Source organism: Streptomyces sp. NPDC008092 (assembly GCF_042957285.1).
GTDB lineage: Bacteria > Actinomycetota > Actinomycetes > Streptomycetales > Streptomycetaceae > Streptomyces.
This window is the reverse complement of the sequence record NZ_JBIBHY010000032.1, coordinates 1-23,475: the sequence shown is the minus strand read 5'-3', so window position 1 is coordinate 23,475 and position 23,475 is coordinate 1. Positions and strand designations below refer to the sequence as shown.

22 protein-coding genes and 1 pseudogene are annotated in these 23,475 nt (G+C 66.9%); 5 read left to right on the top strand and 18 right to left on the bottom strand.

All coding sequences use genetic code 11. The features are described 5' to 3' along the window. Positions 1–2 precede the first annotated feature (2 nt). Positions 3–899 carry a helix-turn-helix domain-containing protein gene (locus ACFZB3_RS49525; RefSeq protein WP_391390395.1) on the bottom strand — a complete coding sequence of 299 codons (897 nt, stop codon included), beginning with the start codon at positions 897–899 and terminating at the stop codon, positions 3–5. Positions 900–2,295: 1,396 nt separating this feature from the next. Here ACFZB3_RS49525 and ACFZB3_RS49520 point away from each other — a divergent pair. Together ACFZB3_RS49520 and ACFZB3_RS49515 are read left to right on the top strand one after the other, a co-directional pair. Then, on the top strand, positions 2,296–3,120 hold the full coding sequence (locus ACFZB3_RS49520; RefSeq protein ID WP_391390393.1) for a helix-turn-helix transcriptional regulator: 825 nt from the start codon (positions 2,296–2,298) through the stop codon (positions 3,118–3,120). Positions 3,121–4,133: 1,013 nt separating this feature from the next. Beyond that, entirely contained in the window at positions 4,134–4,589 is a 456-nt protein-coding gene (locus ACFZB3_RS49515) for a DUF6228 family protein (protein WP_391390391.1), read from the top strand. Positions 4,590–4,755: 166 nt separating this feature from the next. Here ACFZB3_RS49515 and ACFZB3_RS49510 read toward each other — a convergent pair whose 3' ends face one another. Then, positions 4,756–4,941 carry a hypothetical protein gene (locus ACFZB3_RS49510; protein ID WP_391390389.1) on the bottom strand — a complete coding sequence of 62 codons (186 nt, stop codon included), beginning with the start codon at positions 4,939–4,941 and terminating at the stop codon, positions 4,756–4,758. Between ACFZB3_RS49510 and istB the strand changes: the two are divergent. Both istB and ACFZB3_RS49500 read left to right on the top strand, forming a co-directional pair. Beyond that, positions 4,918–5,602 (top strand): annotated as a pseudogene (gene istB, locus ACFZB3_RS49505) (IS21-like element helper ATPase IstB); the annotation flags it as partial. The gene ACFZB3_RS49510 and the pseudogene istB sit on opposite strands and share 24 nt — an antisense overlap. Before the next feature lie 338 nt (positions 5,603–5,940). After that, the gene (locus ACFZB3_RS49500; RefSeq protein WP_391390387.1) at positions 5,941–6,486 is read left to right on the top strand and encodes a hypothetical protein; all 546 of its coding nucleotides are present in this window, start codon (positions 5,941–5,943) and stop codon (positions 6,484–6,486) included. A gap of 353 nt (positions 6,487–6,839) precedes the next feature. On the opposite strand, the gene ACFZB3_RS49495 is transcribed toward ACFZB3_RS49500, so the two are convergent. The 15 genes from ACFZB3_RS49495 to ACFZB3_RS49425 form a co-directional block, all read right to left on the bottom strand. Next, entirely contained in the window at positions 6,840–7,313 is a 474-nt protein-coding gene (locus ACFZB3_RS49495; protein WP_391390427.1) for a S1 RNA-binding domain-containing protein, read from the bottom strand. A 263-nt stretch (positions 7,314–7,576) separates the two neighbouring features. Then, positions 7,577–8,020, bottom strand: a complete 444-nt coding sequence (locus tag ACFZB3_RS49490; protein ID WP_391390385.1) for an NUDIX domain-containing protein — start codon at positions 8,018–8,020, stop codon at positions 7,577–7,579. Continuing rightward, the gene (gene tmk, locus ACFZB3_RS49485; protein ID WP_391390383.1) at positions 8,017–8,673 is read right to left on the bottom strand and encodes a dTMP kinase; all 657 of its coding nucleotides are present in this window, start codon (positions 8,671–8,673) and stop codon (positions 8,017–8,019) included. Before tmk ends, ACFZB3_RS49490 begins: the two co-directional genes overlap by 4 nt. Then, positions 8,670–10,196: a radical SAM protein gene (locus ACFZB3_RS49480; RefSeq protein ID WP_391390381.1), complete on the bottom strand. Its 1,527-nt coding sequence runs from the start codon at positions 10,194–10,196 to the stop codon at positions 8,670–8,672. The genes tmk and ACFZB3_RS49480 overlap by 4 nt, the downstream gene beginning before the upstream one ends. A 13-nt stretch (positions 10,197–10,209) precedes the next feature. Beyond that, complete coding sequence (locus tag ACFZB3_RS49475) at positions 10,210–11,010, bottom strand: hypothetical protein (protein ID WP_391390380.1); 801 nt, start codon at positions 11,008–11,010, stop codon at positions 10,210–10,212. Between the two features lie 92 nt (positions 11,011–11,102). After that, a complete protein-coding gene (locus tag ACFZB3_RS49470) occupies positions 11,103–12,326 on the bottom strand; it encodes a hypothetical protein (protein WP_391390378.1) in 1,224 nt (407 codons plus the stop codon). 202 nt (positions 12,327–12,528) lie between these two features. Continuing rightward, entirely contained in the window at positions 12,529–13,476 is a 948-nt protein-coding gene (locus tag ACFZB3_RS49465; RefSeq protein WP_391390376.1) for an endonuclease/exonuclease/phosphatase family protein, read from the bottom strand. Positions 13,477–13,495: 19 nt separating this feature from the next. Continuing rightward, the gene (locus ACFZB3_RS49460; protein WP_391390374.1) at positions 13,496–14,266 is read right to left on the bottom strand and encodes a hypothetical protein; all 771 of its coding nucleotides are present in this window, start codon (positions 14,264–14,266) and stop codon (positions 13,496–13,498) included. A 77-nt stretch (positions 14,267–14,343) separates the two neighbouring features. Next, positions 14,344–15,612 carry an acyl-CoA dehydrogenase family protein gene (locus ACFZB3_RS49455; RefSeq protein WP_391390372.1) on the bottom strand — a complete coding sequence of 423 codons (1,269 nt, stop codon included), beginning with the start codon at positions 15,610–15,612 and terminating at the stop codon, positions 14,344–14,346. Positions 15,613–15,691: 79 nt separating this feature from the next. Then, entirely contained in the window at positions 15,692–16,282 is a 591-nt protein-coding gene (locus tag ACFZB3_RS49450) for a GAF domain-containing protein (protein ID WP_391390370.1), read from the bottom strand. Continuing rightward, positions 16,279–16,875 carry an ATP/GTP-binding protein gene (locus ACFZB3_RS49445; protein WP_391390368.1) on the bottom strand — a complete coding sequence of 199 codons (597 nt, stop codon included), beginning with the start codon at positions 16,873–16,875 and terminating at the stop codon, positions 16,279–16,281. The genes ACFZB3_RS49450 and ACFZB3_RS49445 overlap by 4 nt, the downstream gene beginning before the upstream one ends. A gap of 7 nt (positions 16,876–16,882) precedes the next feature. Beyond that, positions 16,883–17,278: a DUF742 domain-containing protein gene (locus ACFZB3_RS49440; protein ID WP_391390366.1), complete on the bottom strand. Its 396-nt coding sequence runs from the start codon at positions 17,276–17,278 to the stop codon at positions 16,883–16,885. Continuing rightward, positions 17,275–17,757 carry a roadblock/LC7 domain-containing protein gene (locus ACFZB3_RS49435; RefSeq protein ID WP_391390364.1) on the bottom strand — a complete coding sequence of 161 codons (483 nt, stop codon included), beginning with the start codon at positions 17,755–17,757 and terminating at the stop codon, positions 17,275–17,277. Before ACFZB3_RS49435 ends, ACFZB3_RS49440 begins: the two co-directional genes overlap by 4 nt. Before the next feature lie 20 nt (positions 17,758–17,777). Next, a complete protein-coding gene (locus tag ACFZB3_RS49430; protein WP_391390362.1) occupies positions 17,778–19,244 on the bottom strand; it encodes an ATP-binding protein in 1,467 nt (488 codons plus the stop codon). Positions 19,245–19,298: 54 nt separating this feature from the next. Next, complete coding sequence (locus ACFZB3_RS49425; RefSeq protein WP_391390360.1) at positions 19,299–19,850, bottom strand: hypothetical protein; 552 nt, start codon at positions 19,848–19,850, stop codon at positions 19,299–19,301. A 264-nt stretch (positions 19,851–20,114) separates the two neighbouring features. Between ACFZB3_RS49425 and ACFZB3_RS49420 the strand changes: the two genes are divergently transcribed. Then, entirely contained in the window at positions 20,115–21,440 is a 1,326-nt protein-coding gene (locus tag ACFZB3_RS49420) for a DNA-binding protein (RefSeq protein WP_391390358.1), read from the top strand. Here the strand turns inward: ACFZB3_RS49420 and ACFZB3_RS49415 are convergent, their stop codons facing one another. Continuing rightward, on the bottom strand, positions 21,441–22,454 hold the full coding sequence (locus ACFZB3_RS49415) for an NAD-dependent epimerase/dehydratase family protein (RefSeq protein WP_391390356.1): 1,014 nt from the start codon (positions 22,452–22,454) through the stop codon (positions 21,441–21,443). Positions 22,455–23,475: the final 1,021 nt, after the last annotated feature.

The window sequence follows — 23,475 nt, the reverse complement described above, 5'->3', positions numbered from 1 at the left end:
GGTCAGCCCTTCGTTCCGGTCGGCTCGGCCAGGGCGGCGAGGAGGGCGGCGGTGTGGGCTTCCGTGCGCGTCATGCCCCCCGGTGCGGCGGCGTTCCTGCCGGGTACGGCATAGAGGCTCGGGCGGCTGGGGGCGTGCTCCCGGGTGACCCAGGAGCGCCAGTCGGCGGCCCAGGCTTCCGCCGTCCTCGGGGTGTGGCCCGCCCGGTGGGCACGCCACTTCGCGTCGGCGGCGCGCAGGCCCTCCTCGCCGAGGCGGTCGAGGTGCCCGTGCTGGCGGGCCCAGGTGTGGGTGGCGGCGTCGACCTGCCACACGGCAGCCGAGAGGACGGCAGCACCACCACTGCTGTACCTCCGGTTCAAATCAGGTTCACTACGGTTCTGTGTGCCGGTGGCCGGTACATCGCTGTGCCGGTGGCCGGTACGTCGCTGTGCCGGTTTCCGCCTCGACCTGCCAGTTTCCGGTACTGCCGGTTTCCGGACCCTCGCGGGGGAATCCGGCACCTCACGCGGCCGGATTCCGTACCGTCGCAGAGCCGAGAGCCGGAGCTTCGCGGGACCGGCGGGCTCGTCTGCCACCGCCGTGCCGCCGTCCGCCTCCTGCTGCTCGCGCTCGGCCCGGGCGATCGCTGCGGCGGCGAGAGGCATGCGGTAGACCGTGCTGCGCTGCGGGCCGACGAGGTCGTCGAGCTGCTCCAGCTCGCCGGCCAGGAGTAGGCGCTCAACGGCCTCGCGCACCGTGGAGACCGAGGCGCGGGTGCGCTTGGCCAAGCTGGACAGCGAGGCCCAGGAGATGCACTGCTCGTCGGCGACTCGGTCGGCGATCGACAGCAGGACCAGGCGCGCGGCTCCTCGACTGGAGCTGCACTCCCACACCCACTCGCGGGCTTCGCCGCTCATCGGCCGCTCCCGACGAGCGGGCGGGTCCGGCGGCTCGCCGGGGCCAGGATGGTGCAGTCCGGCTCGGGGCGCTGATGCACCGAGACGGAGGTGACTGCCGCGCAGGCCAGGCGGAAGGGCCTCTTGCGCAGAGCAGGAGACATGCGATACTCCCCTTGCAGTGTTGCCACGCTGACGCGCCCCGTGCAGAGGGTTCAGCGTGGTGATGGTGGGCAGTCGCCGCCCTTGCCGGGGCGGGTATGCCGCTTAGCGTTCGGCGTCCGTGAGTTACCGCTCTCGGGCGCCGTCGCTGTTTGTGGACCTTCGCGGTCCGGTCCGTGCTCGTGCTCTCCTCACGTTCGTCGTTGCGGGCGGGCTGCCCGGGGACGACGAACATACGCACGGACCCGTGTCAAGATCCAGACTTGGTTCTTAAACTCTGTACTGGTTGCAGAGAGTCACCGAATGATCGTGAGTCGCAGCCCAGCGCGGGCGGTACGCCGGTGCAGTGCGGTCCGGTGAGCGGGGGACTGCTGCCGCGCCGGCCGGGGCGCCGACCTTTTGCGCAGTGCGGTGGGCATGTAAGACGCTCCTCCTGGTGAAGCCCGCGCCGGTGTGCCCGTAGGAAAGGCCCGGCGCGGTGAAGGCGATTAAAATCTCCCGCCCTTGCAGAGGCCGGAATGCTATTTAGTTTCCGGCGCCGGGGAGTTGAAGCCTCCTTGGGTGTCGGCGCTGTTTATGCGGGGCACGCATCAAGATCCAGACCCTGCTAAAGGACTCTCTGTAAACCGTCGGGACCATTGGTACGTGCCGCTGTCGACGGAGGCGGTCGACCGGGATGCGAGCAGCAGCACGACCGCCCCGACGTTCTCGCGGATTATCTTCAATGTGCCCTCCCTCGTGTCGTATGCCGCAACGGCCTTATCGACCGCGTGGACGGAGCGATATAAGTCACGTCTGACCAGGAGTGTCCATGCTGATCCGGCGGGGGCGTCGTTCATGACCATCCCCCTGTGGCTCACCCCCGTGACCTGCGGTCCGTTGTGCGGACGGATAGATCTTGGGCTTGTTCCAGATCATTCGTCAATCCATGTAAACGGTCACGGCGGAGCAACGAGATGCTTGCTCGCGCAAGGGTCTATATGATCCGTCACTGTTCAACGTGCCTATGCGTGGCCGGACTTCGCGAGCCCGGAGTAACGCAGCTATGAAGGGCTCTCTGCGTTCCCTGCGGGACAAGTCGGTCAAAATTCGGTGACCGGCAATCTTCTGCCGGTCGCGCAGTGTCGCCATAGATCTGCCATGTGACGCAGAGAACAGCGCCTGACTGAGATCGTTTCGGGGGATCGCATGATTTGGTCCGGATACAATCTGGCGGGATCAGAACCATGTAGGCGAGGACTGCGGGGAAAGTGGCATGTGTGGGGTCATAGGGGATGGGGGTGGTGGAGGAGGAGCCATCGGGGTCGGCGTCCTGCTGCGGGCCTTCCGGGCCGCTGCCAGCACCAGACTCGGCCGCCCGATCCTCCAGAGAGAAGTGGCCGACGCCCTGCACAGGAGTGAGCGCTGGTACCGGGACCTTGAAGGCGGAGTGATCACCCGGACCTTCACCCGTCACGAACTCGACACCATCGGCACGTTGCTCGGACTCGACCGGGTCCAGCGACGTGCGCTGTTCCTGGTCAGCAACGGCGGGGGCCTCTCCGGTCTGGAGGCCCAGGAGCCACCGCGCATCAGTGACGAACTGCGCCTCCTGCTGGATCAGCAGCCTTTTCCCGCCTACGTCATCGATGCCACGTGGAACGTCCTGGCGGTCAACACGTCGATGGCCGCCCTGTTCCCGTGGTCGACCGTGCCCGGGGCCAACCTCATGCGGTGGCTGCTCCTCAGCGCTGAGGCGCGGGACCAGCACGTGAACTGGGAAGCCGACGCGGAGGTGTGCGTCCGCATGCTCCGTGACGCGGCCGTCGAGCGTCCTGACGACCCAGACCTTCAGCAGCTCATCAGCGACACCCGTCAGAACCCCGCCGTACGCGACCTGTGGACCCTTGGCGCAGCCGACTTCGCCGACCACTATGACGGCCACGTGCTCCAGATGGTGCTCCCGGCGTTCGACGGTCAGGTGACCGAACTGGTCACCCACGTTCTTCAACCCGCCGGCCTTCCTGGTTGCCGCATGACGATCCTGACCCAGCGGACAACCCGGGAGCCGGCAGGCGAGCAGCCGGTCCAAGCAGAGTGACGGGCCCCTCCGCTGTTACTCGGTTATCCGCGACCTGGTTGGAGAATCCCTGTCGGGCGGCCTCCGAGTCGGCCTCTGTCAGCCGGTCGCTGGGAAACCCGTGGTGACGGCCCCCTCCGAGCGCCAGCAGCTGGTGGCAGCGCGGGGGTCAAGGTCGCCCCACGCTTCGGCGCGTACACAACAGGATGTCGTCGAGAGGGCTTTTCCCCAGGAGTTCGGGTGGGCGGGCCCTTGGAATCTGGACGTGGTCAGGTGTCCGTCGTCGATGCGGTGAGCACTGAGGTACACCCGCCACTGCTGTGAGTTGGGCCCCAGGACATCCCGCCAGGCAGCGGAGCACGGCGGAGAATGGAACAGGGTCACGCAGCCGTAGGCACTGCCGTCAGCGCGGCACACCGGCTGGCGTTCCACGGAACGTTGATCTCGGCCATAACCGTGGACGTAGGGGTCCTGTCCGTCCTCGGTGTGAGCTGCGTGCCAATGGTGGCTGAGGAGCAGCACGGAGCCAGCGGCGGCAAGGCCAACAGCCACGAGTGAGGCGGCGGACAGGAGCCACTGACGCCGCCGCGTGTTGCCGGATCGTTCTCGCGGCCTGGGCGGGATGTCACTTCCCGACGCGTCGAGGCTGAACCTCGGCCGAGGCAAGGCCGTCCACGCGATCCCGTTCTGCAGCTGGTGGATCCAGACCGGGTCGGCATGGCATGACCGACCTCCGTGGCCAGCATCCACCCGTTCCTCCGCGCCAGCGGAGCTATCCGCTCCCCTCGTAATAGAGTGCGGCGACTCCTGCGGATCCGGCCTGTTCCCTTGCCCCGACGTGCATGTGCCGCTTTCAACTCACAAGCCCACAGCTTGACTTCGATGATAATCCCGCCGCAACGACAGCAGTCACCTAATCGCGTACCGTCGCGGAAAAGAAGGCTTTTGTGCCAAGTGGGCGGGGGTCGCCTGCAGCATCACTGCGTGGCCGGCATCACCCTTCAGGGAGGGAGGGAAGGTAATATAATCAACCCATGATCATTCATGATGGGTGCGGCGGACAACTCCTCCGTGTAGGAGACACGGGGCAAGGGGTTCATCTGCTGTTCTCTACGCCGACGCGGCCGTACGGAGACGATCCTGCGCTTGACATGCTTGTACGGGCCAAAGGTGCGTGGGTGGACGTCAGTGACGAGGTCCGGACGCTGGATGGTGACGGATTGGTGGAATTCGTTTCATCGCTGGCTGGCGAATCGAGCAGTTGGGGCGAAGCTTGCAGTTGGCAGTCCAGCGAAGGGCAATTGAAAATATCCGCGCAGCGTTCGGGTGGGTGCATCGTCCTGACGTGGGGGATATGGGGGAAGGTGACCGAGTCCGAAAGTGCGTGGTATTTCGAGACTGTCACATCGCACAGGGGTGAGTCAGAGATGCGTGGACTCTCCGAAGCATTTCAGGTCCTATTTGCTGGAAAGTCAGAGAGAATCGCCTGAATGGGCGTCGGCGCCCCCGGTGTTCTGCCGCTGCACGTGCTTGCAGTGGCGGACCGTTAGAGTGGCCCATCTGCCTTTTCCCGGCCATCTCGCGTTCTGACGCCTGCTGTCCTGCGGATGCCCAGTTGTTGGGATGGATAAGCAGCCTGCGGATCGTTCCAGGAGATCAGGGATTCCAGGCGATGGCGGTGTTGAACGTGATCACGGCAAGCGCGGGCCATGACGGCGAGCTGGTGCCGACGGTCACCAGCACCACACCGCGCCGCGCGAGCTGCTCGACGAGCGCCATCGGCACACGGGGCACGGCGGAGGACACGAACACCTTAAGGAGATGGCCGACAGCGCTGGCCATGACCAGATGTCCTACCGCTGCTTCCTCGCGGAACTGCTGATGGCCGAGTGCGACGACCGGGCCAGGCTCCGGTCCGAGCGCCGGATCCGCGCCGCGGCCTTCCTGAGGGACAAGTCGCTTCGGGCCTTTGACTTCGATGCCAACCCGAGCATCGACCGAGCCACCATCAACACACTCGCGACCTGCGAATGGGTCAAGAAGGGCGAGGCGCTCTGCCTGATCGGCGACTTCGGTACCGGCAAGTCCCACCTGCTGATCGCGCTCGGCATCGAGGCCGCGATGCAGGGCTTCCGTGTCCGCTACGTGCTGGCGACCAAGCTCGTCAACGAGCTCGTCGAGGCAGCCGACGACAAGCAGCTGACCAGGACCATCGCCCGCTACAGCCGCGTCGACCTGCTCTGCATCGACGAACTGGGCTACATGGAGCTCGACCGCCGCGGCGTCGAGCTGCTGTTCCAGGTTTCGACGGAGCGCGAGGAAAAGAACAGTGTGGCCATCGCGAGCAACGAATCCTTCAGCGGGCTGGACCAAGACCTTCACCGACCCCCGGCTCTGCGCGCCCATCGTCGACCACCTCACCTTCAACGGCGCAATCATCCAGACCGGTACCGAGTCCTACCGCCTCGCCCACACCCGAGCACAGGCCGAACGCGCCAGCTGACCGCACTCCGCTGGCCGAGAGCGTGATGCGCTCTGTCTGCCACCATTCGAGGTACTGGATGAGGCTCGGTGCCACTCAAGTCTGACTGTCAGTCTCAAGATCCCACACGAACACGTCGGGTCGGCGAACGCCGGCCAGGGGCATGGACATATCCCCGTTCCCCGCATCCGCGAAGAAGACCAGGGGGTCGAAGGGCATATACAGGGCCGCGAGCTCCGGGTCCCCTCGCAGGGTCAGAGGATCACCGACGAAAGACCGGGCTCAGCGCCGACGAATCTCCCGAATAGGAGATGATGGGACACCCACACCTTGCGAACTCGTCGGAGAGCTACCGCAGCATGACGAACAGCGCCTCACCAGCCACGTCCTTCATGGCAGCCGAAGATCGCCTAATCGACCACGTTCGCCAGCACGCCGAGCTCTACACCAGCGCTCACCGCGTACACGCGAACTGGTGCCACCCCAGCCAGTTCCACCTCCTGCTGGACTTGGGTCGCCGCTTCATCCCCGCGCCCAGTCCCGATGATCTGATCGGCATGCCCGACGGGGCCTGCTACAGCAATGCGGCCATGTACGCCCGGACTCACCGTGGCGAAGGCGTGGTGTACGCCGAAGGGTTCGCCCTCACCCCTGCCGGACTCGACGTCTATCTCCCACACGCCTGGGTCGTGCGTCCTGACGGCACGGTGCTGGACCCGACTTGGGATGACGCACCAGGACGGGCCTACGTCGGCATTCCGGTAGCTGATCCCCGGCTGTGGCCCGTCGACGGCGGAAGCCTGCTGCAGGACTTCCACCGGACCCTGCCGCTGCTCCGCGACGGCTTCCCACCGGATGCGCTTGCCGACCTCGGTCGCCCGCTGATAGCTGAAGGGCTCTCGTAAGCAGCAGCCACAGGAAACGATCTTGACCGGAGTGGCGCGTGCCGCTCAAACGGAAGCGGGTCGCCACAGGTCAGTCGGTTTCGTCGGTGTCCCTCAGATTCTCCGAGGCGATCCGGGCGGCGGACCAGACGAGCCCCGCCCCGTATTCGCCCTCGACGTCGTCGCTCTCGCGGAGCAGAGCCACGCGGTCTGTCGGCAGTGCATGCCCCAGGGCGTCAGCGTAGCTCTGCAGAGAAGATTCTGAGGCCGGGGGTCGAAAGACTGCTGGCCCCGGCAACGAGCTGACCAGCTCGATCCACATGTTTGCTCGTCCCCGCTGAAAGATTTTCGTCCGGAGAGTATGACCGCCGACCTCACTCGACCGTATCGGTGCTGTCCGGGAAAGCAAGTTGGATCCGGCGCTGTTCTGGTTCCACCTTGGCAATCTGCACGGCTATCTCGTCACCGATCTTGAAGCAGTCACCAGGTCGGGGCAGTTGGGAACTGTGGACCAGGCCGCTCATGTCGTCATCGACGCGCACGAAGACGCCGAACGAGACAACATTCGTGACGCGGCCGGTCAGGACATTTCCGACCCGATCGACCCAGGTCAACCATGGGTTCGGCTGCAGGGCGATCAAGGACAGGACGGCCTGCCCGCGCGTCTCGGACTCCACATCCAGCACCTCGGCTGTCACCCGCTGGCCCACTGCCAGGACCTCGTCCGAGGGGAGCCACTTCCACGACACCTCGGGCAACGGAATGATCCCCGCCATCGACTCCGGCGCCTCATCAAGATCAACAAGTACACCAAACTGCTCTATCGAGACCACGACCCCGGATCGCACCTCACCGCGACGGAGTGTCGACAGGAACTCTTTGAGGGCGAGAGATGGAAGCGGGTGAGTCACAGGGTGACCCTATGTCCATCCCCGAACGAATGAGCGACATCAAAACCCATCGACTTTGATCACCCAGAAGCTGGCGACGTGGCTCCCGGAGTCAGGTCGGAACGACTCCCGAAGAAACCGGCACAGCCAGCACGCCACGGCACGGGGCGAAGCCGTCCCGGGCGGCATATTGCCGTCTGCTCACTGGTGCCGGGGCCGGGTTACTGCCAGTTGTGCGATGTGAATGGGCCCGCGCCTCTGAGGTACCCGAGCAAGCCGGCCTTCGGGTACTCGATGATGTCCTCCGGGAGGTCGTGGTCGGCGAACCAGTCGAGAGCCATGCACTTGTCCGGTTCCCTGTTGACGGGTTCTCCTTCCCACTCGACCGCTTCGAAGAAGAAGCCGATGCGTTGGACCTTGTCGTCCTGACGGTGGTGGACGACATGAACGAGGCGAAGGGCACTGGGATCGACGGTGATGCCGGTCTCCTCGAAAAGCTCCCGGGCGGCGCCGTGGGGGAGAGGCTCGCCTTGGTCGAGTTTTCCCGAAGGCATGTGCCAGCGGCCGTAGCCGTACGGGCCGCCCCGCTGGGAGAAGAGGATCTTGTCTCCGTTGCGGAGGATGACGTGGGTGTCGATGACGGGCGTGGCCGGTGTTCCGCTCATGGTCCTTGGGGGGTTGGAGGCGCGATGGAGGGCACTGAGGCTATCGGGAGGGCCGGTAGGGCGTCGGCGATTCGCCGAGCTACGTCCGATGGGGTGTAGGCGCCGTTGTCGAGTACCAGCACTTTGACGCCGCGGTCCATCAGGTAGGCGGCGGCTTCTCCGTACAGGTCGACTTCCCTGCGCGGGCCGGTGGGGTCGAGGTGCCATCGGTGTGTGACGCCGCGTTTGGCGATGCGCGTGGCGATCAAGCCAGGTTCGGCGGTGAGGATCACAGCCAGGTCCGGCAGGGGAACGTACTGGTTGACGTCGAGCAGGAACTCGACGGGGACCCCGTCGAGCTGTTGCAGTACCAGCGTGGAAGGGAGGTAGCGGTCACTGATTATGAGTTCGCCGGCTTCCAAGGCTGGGCCGATCACTTCCTCGACATGCTCGTATCGGGTGGCGGCCACGAGGCAGGCCAGCGCCAGGCCGTGGATCGTGTTTGCGTTCGACCGGGCGAACGCGCCCAGCGCGGTGTGGGTCGGTTCGACGGTGCGACGGGCCGGGCGGCCTTGTTGGACGAGCAGCTCGTGCAGTGCCTGCACGGTGGTGGATTTGCCCACACCGCTCGGCCCGTCGATGCTGATGAACCAGCCTCTGCGCTCTCCACTCACGCCGCAGCCTCCGGGACGTTCTGGTTGCGCTCGTGCTGCTCGCGGGTGAGCTGGGCAAGCGTTGAGCGGATACGTTTCAGCGGTACCTCTCCGAACTGGATGCCGACGGAGAAGTTGAACTCGTCGCGCTGGCGCATCGACTCGTGCGCTCCGTCGCCCGTCAGGTCGACGTCGCCGTACGCCAGGAGGGCATCGGCGGTGTAGCCGACGTCGATGAGTGTCTGCCACACCGGGGTGCCGGGGTAGGGCCTGAACTCGAAGACGCTGGCGCGGACGTCGCCGGGGTGCCGGTCGGAGATGTCCCAGAGGTTGTGTATGTGCCGGACGGTGGCGTCGAGGTCCTCCTGGGCCTCGCCGGGGAAGCCGAGGATGAAGTAGCCCTTGACGCCGATGCCGTGGGCGACCAGGCGGCGGGCGACGCGTTCGGTCATCTCGGCGTCGATCCGTTTGTCCATCGCCGTCAGGATGCGGTCGCTGCCGGACTCGATCCCGAGGGCCACCTCGCGCAGCCCGTTGGCGACCAGGCGCTCCAGGTCGGAGTCGGACAGCCGGTTGAGGACGTTGATGCGGCCGGTGGCGTCCCACACGTACCGGTCGCCGATGTGCTCGCGGGTGAAGGCGGTCATCTGGTCGTCGATGACGCGGCCGACGCCGAGGAAGAGATCGTCGACGAAGCGGAACGCGGTCACGCCGTACTCGTCGTGGAGCTGGTCGAGTTCACCGATGATGTTCTCGGGGGAGCGCACGCGGATGGTGACGTCGGGGTTGGCGGAGACGGCGGCGCCGCAGAAGGTGCAGTTGTACGGGCAGCCGCGGCTACCGACGATGTTGGCCTCCCAGTGGCCCCGGGTGCTGATCCAGGGGCGGGCGGCGGCGAGGCGGCGGTCTGTGGCCGTAGCGGGGGCTTGGTAGGGGTCCTGGGGGAGGAAGGCCCGGTTGACATACGGCAGGGCGTTGATGTCGGGTCCGAGCATCTTGGCGCTGGTCTTGGGGTCGGCGATACCGGCGGCCCGGGTGCCGAGCAGGGGATCGCGCCACAGAACACCGGGCAGGGTGCGGCGGTTGTGGAGGTCGTCCAGGAGGGCGGCGACGCGTAATTCTCCCTCGCCCAGGACGAGGGCGCGCAAGCGGTCCATCCGGGGGTCGTTGAGGATGCGGTCCGGCATGGCCTTGGCATGGTGCCCACCGACCATCAGGTCGATGCCCGGGTCGAGGTGGGCGGCGATCCGCGCGGACATCTCGTACGTGGGCGCCAAGAGGTTCATGGCGGCCCAGCGGGGCGCGGCCTCGTTGATGAGTTGTGCGGCCTCTTCGATGCCCAGGCCGTGGGCTTCGGCGTCGAGGACGCCGACGTTGAAGCCCTTTTGCTGGGCGTAGGTGGCGATGTACGCCATGCCGAGCACGGGGAGGGTGTAGTCGTTGGTGCGGGGCCGCAGGGCGTAGTCACGCAGCGGTGCGTTGACGAACAGGGCGTCGAGCGCGCGGGTCGTGTCGGCGCCTGCGATCAGCGATAACTGCTGCATGGGTCCTCCGTCATCATGCGTGCGCCCCCCAGGTGAGGGTGGCGAGGGTGAGGGTGTGTAGGGCGGTGCGGTCTTCATCGGCCCAGCCGGTCCACAGTGGACCGAAGGCCTTGTCCTTCTTGTCGGGCCAGGGATAGGAGGGTGCGATCAGCGCGGCCCAGGTCCGGACGGCGAGGTCGTCGTGCGGGTAGACGCTGAAGTCCCCGGTGAAGTCGGCGGCGACCGCGCGGGCGGTCCACGGTCCGATGCGGGGGATGGTGGTCAGCGCGTCGACCAGTGCGGGGGCGTCCAGGTGCTGCCACGTCTCGTGATGCTTGTCGTACTGCTCGGCCGCGGCCTGCAGCGCGGTGCGGTGGAACCTCGCGCCGACCGCGGCGAAGCTGCTTTCGGCCAGCTTGAGCACCTTGGTGTGCGTGGGGGCTACGGCTAGGGGCCCGAAGGGGCCGTCGATGTCGGTGCCGTACGTGCTGCACCAGGTGCGGTAGAGCTTGCGGGCCTGGTCCGCGCGGACGACCTGGCGCAGGATGGCGGTGGTGATCGCGTCCCATAGCCAGGGGTTGGCCAACCGCTGGGAGACGCCGAGCTCGACCAGCCCCGTCCGTAGGGCGATGGGCGCGGCCGTGGGCAGGTCCGCGGGGTCGGTGGCGCAGAGCGACGGCTTGATGTCCTCGTTGCCGTCCACGCAGTCGACGCGCAGGCCCCTGCTGTCGCGTGACATGACCCACAGCCCGGAGCCGGCCTGCACAGCACGGGCTCGGACGCCGTTGTCGTAGTGGTGCCAGGCGGGGTGATCGGTCGTCAGTACGCCGGCCATCGGAAACTCCTCATGTCGATCGGGGGTGTTCGCCGTAGCCTCTCGCGTCACGGGCGGGCGGCACGCCGTAGGGGCTGCGGAACCAGCCGAGGTCAGTTGATGATCCGGCGCTCCCGCAGGTATCGGCGCATCATCAGGTACTCGTCGACGGTCGCGGAGCGCGACTGCGCGGGCTGGTTGCCGGGTACGGCTGCCTCGGGCCAGGACTGCTCAGGGGGCATGAGGTCTTCGGCGGCGTGGGAGGACGCCTTTCGGCGGGGACCGCGGATGAAGAGCGTGACCGTGTGGGGCGCCATCACGGCCTGGTGGACCACGGAGTGGTCGAGCGCGTACGCGCTGCCGGGGCGTTCGACGGTCACGATGGCCGGCTGGAGGTCGGCCCCGGTGAACGGCCCCTCCCAGCCGTCGGTGCGGCGTCGGACCACATGCACGTAGCCGCCGGTCAGGACATGGGTGGCGAACGCGTAGCAGTGGTCATGCGGTACGAGTTGGTTCTCGGGCCGCGGGTTCATGTTGAGGCGGATCTCGAAACTGTGGTCGGGGGCCTCCCACAGCGACAGCCGGTTCAGCAGGAGCGTGACCCGGCTCGCGGCCAGGCGGCCGGGGAGGGTCAGGACCTCGTCGACCAAGGTCGTGAGCAGGTTCCGGTCGGCGGAGAGCCGGTCGAGGATGCTGAGGCTGACGTGCTGCACGTACGTCAGGTCGGGCATGTCCAGGCACGGGACCTGCATCAGCCAGGGGGCCGTGTTTTTCACGAAGGCCTCCCCGCGACACTGGTCGAGGATTTCGCGGGCCCGGTGCGCGGCGCTGGCGTACTCGTCGCCGGTGAGAGGCGACCCTCCCAGCTCCGTCGGCGGGGCGATGGTAAGCAGGTTCAGGGCATCGACGCTGCTGCGGGTGCCGCAGAACGTGTCCCTGTGCACGGCGAACACCTGCTCGGGCCCGAAGGCGCGTGCGTAGTGCGGCTGTAGGACGAGGGAGTTGGCCACCTCCTGGTACATCTCCAGCTCCATCGCGCCGGCGATCGTCAGGACTACGGACGTGGCGAGAACCGGCCAGGGCGCCAAACCAGCCTGTGCCGGAACGCGCAGGTAGGTGGTGGGCTCGTCGGGCAGTTCGATGAGCAGATGTGCGTAGCCGTGGGCGAGGAACGAGCCACCTGCCCGGTAGGTGCCCGTGTCGAAGATGCTGAGGAGCTTCGACGCGAGTATGCCGAGCCAGCCTTCGGCGTGCGAAGGGTCGATCTGGGGAACCTCCGCGGGGTTTTTGCTCTGGACGAGTAACTGTTGGACGAAGGCGGGCAGGACGGTGGTCACGAGGCATTCCCTGTGCGGTCGGTGGGACGGTTGTGGCGCCCGGCGCGGGAGGCGGTGGCGGCGACTTCGGGGGAGTAGAGGCCGCACCGCCTCACGCGCCGGGCTGGTGTCTCACGTACGGCTATGGCGATGGCCGAACGTGAGACGTGGGACCCGCGCACGGTTCTTGGAGGCACGGAGGGGACCGTGCGCGGGAGCTCGGTCAGGCCACGGCGTGATCCGGTGGGAGGGGCGGGTGGTCGCGCCGCAGCGCTTCGGCCAGGCCGCGGCGGGACAGCACGACGACGAGGCCGTCGTGGTCGCTGAAACCGTCGGTGTTCAGGACGTAGACCTTCAGCACGGCGCGCGCGATCCGGCTGTCCGTGAAGACCATGTCGATCCGGCGTGGTCCGCCCTGATCGGGTTTCGCGTGTCCCGCAGTCGGAGCGATGGCGTCGGGCTGCCCAAGGGCGTGGGCGGCGTAGCGGGCCGCGTCCTGCAGTCCGCTGGTCAGCAGGGCCCGGTGCAGGTACGTACAGTTCACCCGCGACCCGTCGGGAGCGAGGTTGGTCCGGTGGTGGAGATGCCTGCGGTCGGTGATCTTCGACCTGTCGATGGGCGGGACGATCTCGCCGTCCTCGATCGGGTACTCGTTGCAGTCACCTCCACCGATGAAGGCTCCGCGTCGCTCCATCCGGTCGACCAGGGCCGTGATCTCGTCGGCCTCGCGCTCGCGGCCTCGGGGGCTGTTGAACGCGGCGTGCCATGACATCAGCAGAAGCTCGCTCTCAGGGACGTCGACGAAGCGGGATGACACGATGGTCGGCGGAGTCCGCCAGAACGTCGCGTTGTACGCCATGCGCTCACAGACCGGGAAGGTCTCCGGCCGGACCAGCAGAGCGGTCGGATTGTTTCCGGCGTTGTTCGGTGACAGGAAGCCCCGCATCCCCAGCAGTTTCTCGGCGGCCTTGAGGCGCCGGTTGTCGTCCAGGTCGCTGTAGGTGGCCTCTTGCCGCAGAATGACGTCGGGTTCCAGGGGCTTGAGGATCTTGTTGTGGGCGTCCAGCCAGCGCTGCGGTAACCCCCCGTCGGCGGTGTCCTCCCCTCCGTCCTTCTCCAGGTTCAGGCACACGATCGTGACGACTTCCTCACCATGGGTCGAGGTTCGCACTGATCTTCTCCTTTTCTGCTTACTTCTTAGCGGATTCGGAAGGCGCCTTCTGGTCAAGTACCCAAGGCTTCGGGGCGTGGGTCCGACTGAAGACCTTGGGGGTCTTCAGGGCCCTCTCAAGATCCCATCCCCGCACATATCTCTGATAGAGAACCTGGAGGTCGACCACGCAGCGTGGATTCTGTGACCAGTCTGCGAGAGTGTGCTTCTCGCCGAATGCCGGCAACAGCATCGTGCCGGGTCTGAGGCGCTCCGGCTTTCTGGATATCTCCTCGTCGGATAACTGAGCCAGATCCGGGGACACGTGAGTTCGATTCGTGCGGATCAGAACCAGGATCCCCTGTCGCTTAAGGGGATCGGTCGCCTTTTTGGCGGTGGCCGTAGAGACGCCGAACTCTTCCGACAGGTCTGCCAGTGAAGCAAACTTTTCGCCCGGCCTGTAGAATCCTTTTCCGTCCTTCGCATCGCATAGCCGCTGGCGGAGCATCGTCTCGATGTACTGGTCGTGAGGCAATCCGGCGTATTCGGGCGGGGGGCTCCACTGTTTGCCCTCAATGACAACCCGGACGCCAATATATGGACGGGACTCTATCAACCCGTCGAGCCGCATTCTCCTGAGGGCGGGAGACAATATAACCGGTACGTCCCACCAGTCGATTGAGAACTCTTCGGTTATCTGTTCCCAGGTGAATGCGTGACCTGGCGGCCATGTGCCGTCGGTAATTCTGCCTCGCAGTGCGCGGTCAATTTGATCCGCCCGTGCTTCTTTACTGGTGTTGTGGGAAGTCAACGTAAACGTACTCTCCTGTTTTCGAGCCGGGCGGAGGCCGTCGTGGTGAGTTCCCCTCAAGCCCCTGCGCCCGGCTTTTAGACGCTGACAGGCCGGTCGGGCACGGGGGGCTGGGCGCGGCTGGTGTGCAGTACGGACCACGGGGTGCACTTGCTGGCAGCTTCGTCCTCCTGCCGGAGGAGGTTCTCCGCGAGGCGCCGGCGTTGGACTTCACCGGTTCCGGCGGGTGCGTAGGTGGTCTGCATGTCGAGCCAGACGCGCCCGATGGACAAGCTCTCGTCCAAGCCGTTGGCGGCGTGCAGCTGCATGGCGTCGTTGCCGGTCTCGGAGGCGAGGTCGTGGCCGGGGGCTTTGGCGGTGAGGAGTTCGTCGTCGCAGGGCAGGCCGCGGTCGAGCATGTCGACTGCGTGGTAGGCGAGGATCCTGGCCATGATGAGCCGGGCGGACATCTGGCCGAGCCGGTCCTGTATGACGCTGAGGTCGGCGAGCTTGCCGTTGTAGCGGGGGCGGTTGCTGACGTACTTGGCCGTCAGGGAGACGGCCGTCTCGTGCAGGCCCAGGGAGACCGCGGTCAGGTTGGGTCGGCCGTACAGGATGCTGCTGGACTGGGCGGCCTCGAAGCCCTGGCCGACGTCCCCCAGCACGTTCTCCGGCGAGACGCGCACCCGGTCGAAGGTGATCTGGCCGTAGCTGAAGCCGTGCAGTCCCAGCTTGCCGCTGTGGCGCACGAGGTTCACCCCCCGCTGGTCGCCTCGGACGAGGAACGCCGTCAAGGCGCGCGAGGTGCGGGTGCTGGCCGGCGCGGTACGGGCGACGACGACGTGGAGATCCGCGATGTGGCTGTTGCCGACGTGGGCCTTGACCCCGGTGAGCACCCAGGCCCGCCCATCCCACTCCGCCGTCGTTTCCATCCCGCCGATGTGGCCGCCCTGGTCCGGCTCGGTCACGGCGATCGACATCAGCACGCTGCCGTCCGCCACGCCCGGCAGCAGCGTGGTGTGCTGCTCGGCGGTGCCGTAGTACAGCAGGGCGGCAACGGGAATCAGGCTGGCCTGGAGGATGGCGGCGACGGCGCCGGAGACGCGGGCCAGGCGGTGGACCAGGATCGTCTTGGCGACGTGCCCGGCCTCCATGCCGCCGAAGGCCTCGGGCACGGTGACACCGAACCAGCGGCGGCCGGCCAGCAGCCGGGCGATCTTCCGGTCCACGCGGTGCGGGGCACCTTCCATGCGCTCTACCCGGGGCTGGATCTCCTGGGCGGCGAAGTCGTCGGCGGCTTGCCACAGTGCCCTGTGGGCAGGCGTGAGGAACCTGTCGAGGGTGGTGGGTGTGGTGGGCATGGACATGGACGGTCCCTCTCCCTGAAGGGGCTCACATGACGGCTGCGGCCGGAACCGCGTGTGGGGGGCCTGAGCAGGGCGTACGTTAGGAGGCCGGCGGCAGGGGGATCTTGAGGACGCTGGCGGCCTCGCGGGTGGTGTTCCGCACGAGGGCCTGGACCCGGGCCGCGTCCGCGAGGGTCCGCGGTTCCGGGTCGATGATGCAGACGGTGAGCAGAGCGAGGCCGGTCGTCTCGTCGATGATGGGCTCGCCGAAGTAAGAGGAGATGCCGATGGCGTCGACGACGTGGTTGCTCTGGAACCGGGGGGAGGCGGCCACGTTCGGCAGCGGCAGGCCTCGCCTGCGCTGGACGACCTCGGGGCACCAGCCGTGGTTGCGGCTGATGGTGCGGCCGACGATGGGATACCCGGAGTCCCGCGGGGGGTTGTGCAGGCCCAGGAAGGTCTGCTCGTCGCCGAAGGCGTTCACCATGCCGTAGAGGAAGCCGGTCTTGGCGGCCATGTCGGTGGCGAGGTCGTCGAGGATCTCCTGGCCCTCCATCGGGATGCCCAGCTCGGCGAAGCGGGTGAGGCGGGCGGCCAGCTCCGACAGTTCGGTGGCCGGGTCGTCCGTGAAGGCCTCGACCTGGTGCTGCGTGGTACGCGAGGTGCTGGGGGAGTGGGGCAGAGTCATCATGCGTCCAAGAGGGTGGAGTTGGGGGAACGGGTCTGTAGCACGTGCTGGACCAGGGTGAGGAGGACCGAGGCCACGGATTCGGGGTTGCGGGCGTCGCAGAACATCAGAGGTACGTCGCGGCCGACATCGAAGGCCTCGCGGATTTCCAGCAGCGTGCGCGGGGCGGTGCCGGGGAAGCGGTTGATCGCGATGACGAAGGACAGGCCGAGCTGCTCGAAGAAGTCGGCCGCGTGGAAGCTGGAGTCGATCCTGCGGGTGTCGACCAGGACGACCGCGCCGAAGGCGCCTCCAACCAGGTCGTGCCAGAAGTCCCAGAAGCGGGGCTGTCCCGGAGTGCCGAACAGGTACAGCTCGATCGGGTCGGGAACGTCCCAGCCGACCCGGCCGAAGTCGAAGGCGACCGTCGTGGTCGTCTTCCGCTCGATGCCGTGGAGGCTGTCCGTCGCCGCACTCTGCTCGGTGAGGACCTCCTCGGTTCGCAGCGGCTCGATGTCGCTGATGGCGCCGATCGCGGTGGTCTTGCCCACGCCGAACCCTCCGGCGACGACCACCTTGACGACCACCCGTTCAGCCGCCTGCGAAGGCTGCGTCATACCGTCATCACCCGGCCTTCGCCGTGGCCTGCGGGTATCGGCGCCTGAGAGCGGCGCTCAGCGCGAGCAGTGTCTGCGTATCGCGAGCCTGACCGGGCGTCTCCGGGATGGGCAGGACCAGGGCGCTGGCGTCGATCAGGTCGGAGACCAGGACCGACACCGCAGTGACGTGCAGGCCGAGCGTTCCGGCCAGCTCGACGAGCGGGCGCGAGCGCTGCCGGCACAACGCGACGATTCGTACGCTCTCGTCGGGTACGCCTCGCGGTGAGCGGGGACCAGGCCCGAGGACGGTGTGCATGCTGAGGACGTGCCGGGGCCGGGTGCGCCCGTCGGTCAGTGCGTACATCCGCTCGATGCTGGCCGTTTCGTCCAGGGCGACGTCCGGACCGGGGCGGGAGGTCATTCGACACCGGCGTCCTGACCATCGCGCACGCGGACGGGGGTGGTCATGAAGGGGGCGAACCGCTGTACGAGCCGGGCGGCGGCGAAGGCGACATGGCCGATGTTCGCGTCCATCTCGGCGAGCACGACCAGGATGGTGGCTACGGTCTTACCGTCGGACTGGAAGGCGCTTCCCTCACCGGCCTCGATGGCCATGAACAGCGTGTCTTCTCGCTCGATGAGCACCTGGTCCGCCGGCCGCTTCTGGTTCTTCGGCCCGGCGACTCCCCTGGCCAGACTCGTCAGCCCGGAGAAGGCCGCGGCCACCTCGTCCGCCCAGTCGGGGTCCATGTGGGAGACGACCGCCTGCTTCAGCCCTTCCCGGGAGGCCAGCAGCGCGTGGGTGGCACCGGTGGTGTCCTTGACGAATTCGTCCAGCAGCCGTGTCATCTGCCCTTGGACCTCCTGGGGGGAGATCACGGCGGGCACGTCATAGGTCATGGTGGAAGACTCCAGAGGGATCAGGGCTGGGTGGGGGGCTGCTCGGGTTGCAGCCCGGCTCGCAGGCCGGAGCGCCAGTCGGCCGCCGCTTGAGGGTTCGCGGCCCGTGGCGGTGCCGAAGGCGCCCGCTCGGGCATGGGGCGTTGCTCTCGCCTGCGCCGCGGCAGGGGGTCAATGTCGCCGACGTCGGCCTGCGGCGAGGTGGCGACGTCACGGGGGCCGAGTGATGGCGTGTGTCCGTGGGCACCGGTGTGTGCCAGCTCTCGGACGGGCGGCGGTTCGGTCGACACCGAGATCGTTCCGATGACCGGGGTGGTCGGGACGAGGAGGTTGTTGGGGACGACAACGTTGGCCGTTGTGCCCCCCGTTGGGTTCTCCACCAGCCAGACCTTCAGGTCGTACTTCTCGGCGATCTTGCCGGCCGTGATGAGGCCGAGGCTGCCGTGGCGGACCTGATCGGCGACGACGGCGTGGCTAGGGGCGAGCAGCAGAGCGTTGAGGGTGTCTCGCTTGGCGGGGTCCATGAGGAGGAGCGCGCGGTCCTCGATCTCGAAGGCCAGACCGTGGGCCACCTTCTGTGCACGGACGATGACCTTGGATTCCGGATCGGAGTTGTCCAGGCCGTTGTCGATGAGTTCGGCCAGCAGGTGGGTGACGTCGGGGTGTACGTGGGCGGGCAGGGCGAACGCCGCGCCGACCTCGCCGCCTGCTGTCTGGACGCGCTCGTACTTCACGACTTCCGATTTCGCACCGCGCAGTACGGTGGCGACCGGGACGGGTGATCGGGTCTCGCGCAGGGACTTGCCGCCGAGGACGACGGAGACGCTTTCGACCATGCGGCGCAGCCGCGTCGCGAGGTGGTCGATCTTGAAGCTGTGGTCGAGCAGCACGGCGTCGTCGGTCGCGCGCTGCAGCCGTGTCAAGTGCTCCAGCATCTCCCCGATCAGGACATGCTGACGACGTGACAGCGTCTGGTGCATCGTCACCAGGACAGCCGCCTGGGATTCGTCGTGCACTCGCAGAAGAGAGGCGGCCCCCTGCACCTGGAGGTTGCTGACCTGCTCCAGCACCTTGGTGAGCGGGTCGCTGCCTTCCCAGAGAGGCTCTTGAGGGAGCGGAGGACGCTTCCCCCTGCACAGTTCCTCGGCTGCCCAGATGACGCTCTTCTCCGCGGCCTGCGCGGCTTCCGCGACGCACTGGAGTTCGGCTTCACGGTTGAGCTGCAGGGAGGCCGCCACTGCGTGCACGCGGGCGCCGCCCACGATCCCCGTGACGATCAAGCTCCCCGCGAGAGCAATGGCGATCTGCGTGAGGCCGAAGTCGAACACCCAGGCCGCGAGGACGGTCGCGCCGGTCAGAACGGCGATGGAGGCCAGCGGGGCGTACAGGGTGCCGGCGACCTCGTCGAGGAGGTACCGGTCTATCCGGGAGCGGCTTCGTCTGCGACGGTGGTTGGCAGGGCCGGCAACTGGCTGGGGGGAAGGCATGAGGTCCTCGTAATCGGGTTCCAGCAGGGGAATGCGCGAGGCGACTGGCGCAGCTCAGGCGATGGGGAGGACGGCCTGCACGGTCTTGCCCACGACCTCGCCGTCGACGTCCCGCTTCACGTCCCAGGACAGGCGCCCCCGGTAGTGATCCACCCACCACAGACCGGCCGGCTTGCCCTGGGGCTCGCCGGTCTGATTGGCCACCTTCTCGAAGTCCGGGAACTCGGGATTCGCGTCGTCCACCTCGACGAGGAGCTCGTGGGTGTCCCGCGTCACGATCAGATGGAGGGAGACGCAGCCGTCGTTGAAGGGCTTTCCGTGCCGTACGGCGTTGTCCACCAGCTTGTCGGCGACACGGGCCGCCGCGTCCACGTTGCCCGGCCAGTGACCGAACGTGAGCCAGGGGCGAGTCCGGAGACGAGCGTTCGGGCCCGCCCCCTCGTTGGCGAGCAGCTTCGTGCTCCACTCAAAGGCCGGTTGCTCTTCCGTTTGCAGAGGAAGCAAGGTGACTGCGGCCGTCTGCGGTGCCTCGCTGACCGAGGCGTCGGTCAGGAGCACGGCCGCTTCACTGGCGCAGGCGGCGGGTTGCTGGTTCGGCGAGTCCACGGGACGCTCCCAAGTTCACATCGTGCTCGGTCATGCACGCTCAGCGAGGTTGGTGATCTAGCGTTCACCCTGATCACGTGGCCTTGCCATGACCTGGCGCATGGCCTCTGCCGTACTTCCGGGTGACGGTCGTGGCCTCGGGGTAGCTTTGAAGTGGCTTCTGTACGGGACGTGTTGCGGCGAACCGGGTGAGCGGGGTCCCCTTCGGAGGAACGGATCGATCCGTAGGCCGCCCCGACGCGGCGCCGCAAGGTTGGGGGCGGGATGAGAAGCGAACCGAAGACACTGCTCGCAAAGCTGTGCGATCGGCAAAACCTCACCTACCGCCGTTTCGAGGAGAGGTTCACCCAGACAGGCGTCCACCTGTTCGGGAACAGCCCCAACAACCCGACATGCGGGGAGACGCAGTTCCGACGCTGGACCGGCGGCAAGCTCGCCGGCCTACCGGTACCGGAGACCTGCCAGATTCTCGAGGCGATGTGGCCTGGATACACGGCAGAGCAACTGTTCGCTCCTCCTCCTGCGGATGATCCCCAGGCACCCGCGTTTGACCTTGAAGAGCGAGTTCAGATGACCGCACGTGAAGCCCACGATGGCGCCGACGCGACCGCCGCGGCGTCCATCTCCGACAACACCATCGACGAACTGCGTGACCAAGTGGTGAACCTCGCCCGGTGCTACCACAGCATGCCGGCGGCGAAGGCGTACGAGGTGGCCGACGACCTCCGCAGGGAGGTCGAGCGACAGCGGGACCGGACGCAGATCCCGGTCCAGCAGCAGACCCTGATGATCCTCAACGGCCAGACGGCTGCTCTTCTCGCTGTCGCCGCATTCGACCTCGGGTACTTCCCCAGCGCTCGAACTCTGGCCCGAGCCGCTGCCGTGTATGGGGAGAGCACGCGCTTCGCCCCCCTGCAGGCCTACGCCGACGGGACCTTGGCGTACATCGCCTACCACGCCGGAGAGCCGAACGAGGCTTTGGCAAAGGCTCAACGGGCTCTGTCATACAGCGGTCTTGGGGATATCGCACAGCGCCGCCTGCACGCCATCGCAGCCCGCGCCTATGCCCACCTCGGCGATGTCGGCTCGGCGCGGCGCGCCATCCAACTCTCCGAGGGCGGCGGTCGGGACGCCCACGACGAGCTGCACGACACCGTGGGCGGTGAGTTCGGGTTCTCGGCAGAACGATTGGCGATGTCCAACAGCACCACGGCATTGCTCATGGGCGATGCGGAGCAGGCCGCGGTGGAAGCCGGCCGGGCTCTCGCTCTCGTCGAAGAGAGGGCGCAGGGAGAGCAGTCCACCCACGTTCGGGCCGGTGCGGCCGCCGACCTTGCCCACGCTCGTCTCCTGTCCGACAACGTGGAAGGGGCGGCTGCCGCCCTGACGCCGATCTGGGAAGTGCCACCCGAGCAGCGCAACACCGGGATTGTCGTGAGGACGGCCCGCATCGGAAGGTATCTTGCCCAGCCGCGCTACCACGGAGCGCAGGTCCCGATGCAACTCCGGGAACAGATCGAGGACTTCACGCGGGAGTCCCCGCCGTACCGGCTCGGTCCGCCCGTTCCCCTCCTCGCCATCAGGTCCTGATCACAGGGCGGCGAGGATCTTCGCCTCCTTCTCCGGGGCGATTCCGTGCTCTGCCCAGCGCGGGTGGTCCACGGGACGCCCGTCGGCGGCCCACCACCGCCACGTGTCGCGGATGGTTTCAGCGATCGGGCGGCAAGTCAGCCCTGCGGCCACCGCACGGCTCGAGTCGACCGCCCACACGCCGGCATGGGTCCGCCACAGGGGAAGCTCGGTCCACTGCGCAACACCGTGCTCCTTGAGTACATCCGGCTCCACCCAAACTGGCCTACCTGTGCTGTCCGTTGCTGCCAGGCATCCGTTGAGGAATTCCTCGAAGCTGGTTCCGACGGGATGAGTGACGTTGAACCCGCCGGTGGACGTACTCGCCGCCTGATCCAGCGTGAACCTGGCGACATCACGGACGTCGACGGGCTGAATCCGCTGCTGGGCGGGGGCAGGGGCGACGATGCGTCCGCCGCGTTCAGCTCGTTCAAGCCACCATGGCAGGCGGCCCACGTATTCGCCGGGGCCGAGGATCACACCGGGACGCAGAAGAACCGCCCTGTCCCCGAACGCCTGCGTGACCGCCCGCTCGCCACCTGCCTTCTGGAATCCGTAGGTGGTCGGGCTGCCATCCTCGCCGGTGTATCCGTACGACTCGTCGGCGTCGGCAGGGCAGTCGAGGAGCGGAGATTCGTCGGTCAGGGGGTGATGCGGCCAGCCCGTGTACACCGACACGGTCGAGATATGCACCCATCGTTCAGCCTGGTCGCGGAGCGTGGTCGTGGCCAGCAGTACGTCGCGCGGTGCCAGGTCTGAGCTGGAGGTGTCGATCACGGCATCCCACGGGCCGCGCTGGGCAAGCGCCTGAAGGCTCGATTCGACAGTCCGGTCGCCGTGCACGGGCTCTACGCCGTGCACGTCCTGACCGGAGCGTCCTCTGTTGAAGGTTGTGACTTCCCAACCTCTTGCCAGTGCCTGTTCAGCGATGGCTTTCCCCAGGAACCATGTGCCACCCAGCAGCAGAATCCTCATGGCCCTGATCCTGCCTGGCCATCACGAGAATGGGGAAGCCGGGGTGTGAACCGGTATGGTCCCATGCCAACCCGATCCTGGCTGAGGAGTGGAAACCATGGCCCAGCCCTTCGGGATCTGCTACATGCGGGACTACCTGTTGTGTGGTCAAGTCTGACCCAGGACGGCCGAAATCCCCGAGATACTTCGTCTTCGAAGGTCCGCCCGTGGTCGCCCTGGGAACACCCCCGCGCCCGCGGGGATGGTCCCCGGATCGGCTTCGAGGAGATACGCGCCTGGGCGTGCTCCCCGCGCCCATAGGGCTGTGCTCCTCCCACCCCTCCGCAGGCAATAGACAACGAGAGTCGGAGAGAGCCCGCGAGCCCGTCCAGTCCTTCGGGCCGTACGCCTTGCCAAGGCATTTCGCACAAGTCTGAGTGAGGGCAGCGACGGCGGCCAGGATGATGTCTGGTGAGGGGCCATCGTTCGCGCGGGATGACGTCGGTGGTTCCGGTACATGCGGGGATGCGAAGCGGGCTGGTCGGGTTGACCTGGGTGGTGTGGTGTTGGAGCCGGCCGTGGATCTCCTCGGCAAAGCCTGCGGTGGAAGGCCCGCCGGTACATCTCCGGGCTGCCGATCCCCTTGCACGCGACGCTGGCGCAAGTCGTCCTCTGGCTCACGGGTGGCCTCGCGGAGTCGGCACCCACGAACCTCGTGGCCCGGTAGCTGCGTCTGTTGCACTTCCACAACGGACCGATCGAAGAGGTTCTGCGGGCCTGGGCCCACACGTAACGCGCTCGCTCGTGGCTTCAAGGGATGGCAACGCAATACGTCTCACGGCTCGCTACTTTGTTTCTGCCGCCGCATTCGCTCACGGCAGACAAGATTAACCCGCCAAAGACTGGAACCAAGTCCTGGTGTATGTCAACGTACAACACCCGGGCAATGTCGGCAACGGCTGAATTTGGGACCAGTTCGAACGGTTCAATCGTGAGCCACTGTGCGGCCTCGGTGGTTCGTCAGTGGTTGTCGGTGGCGGTG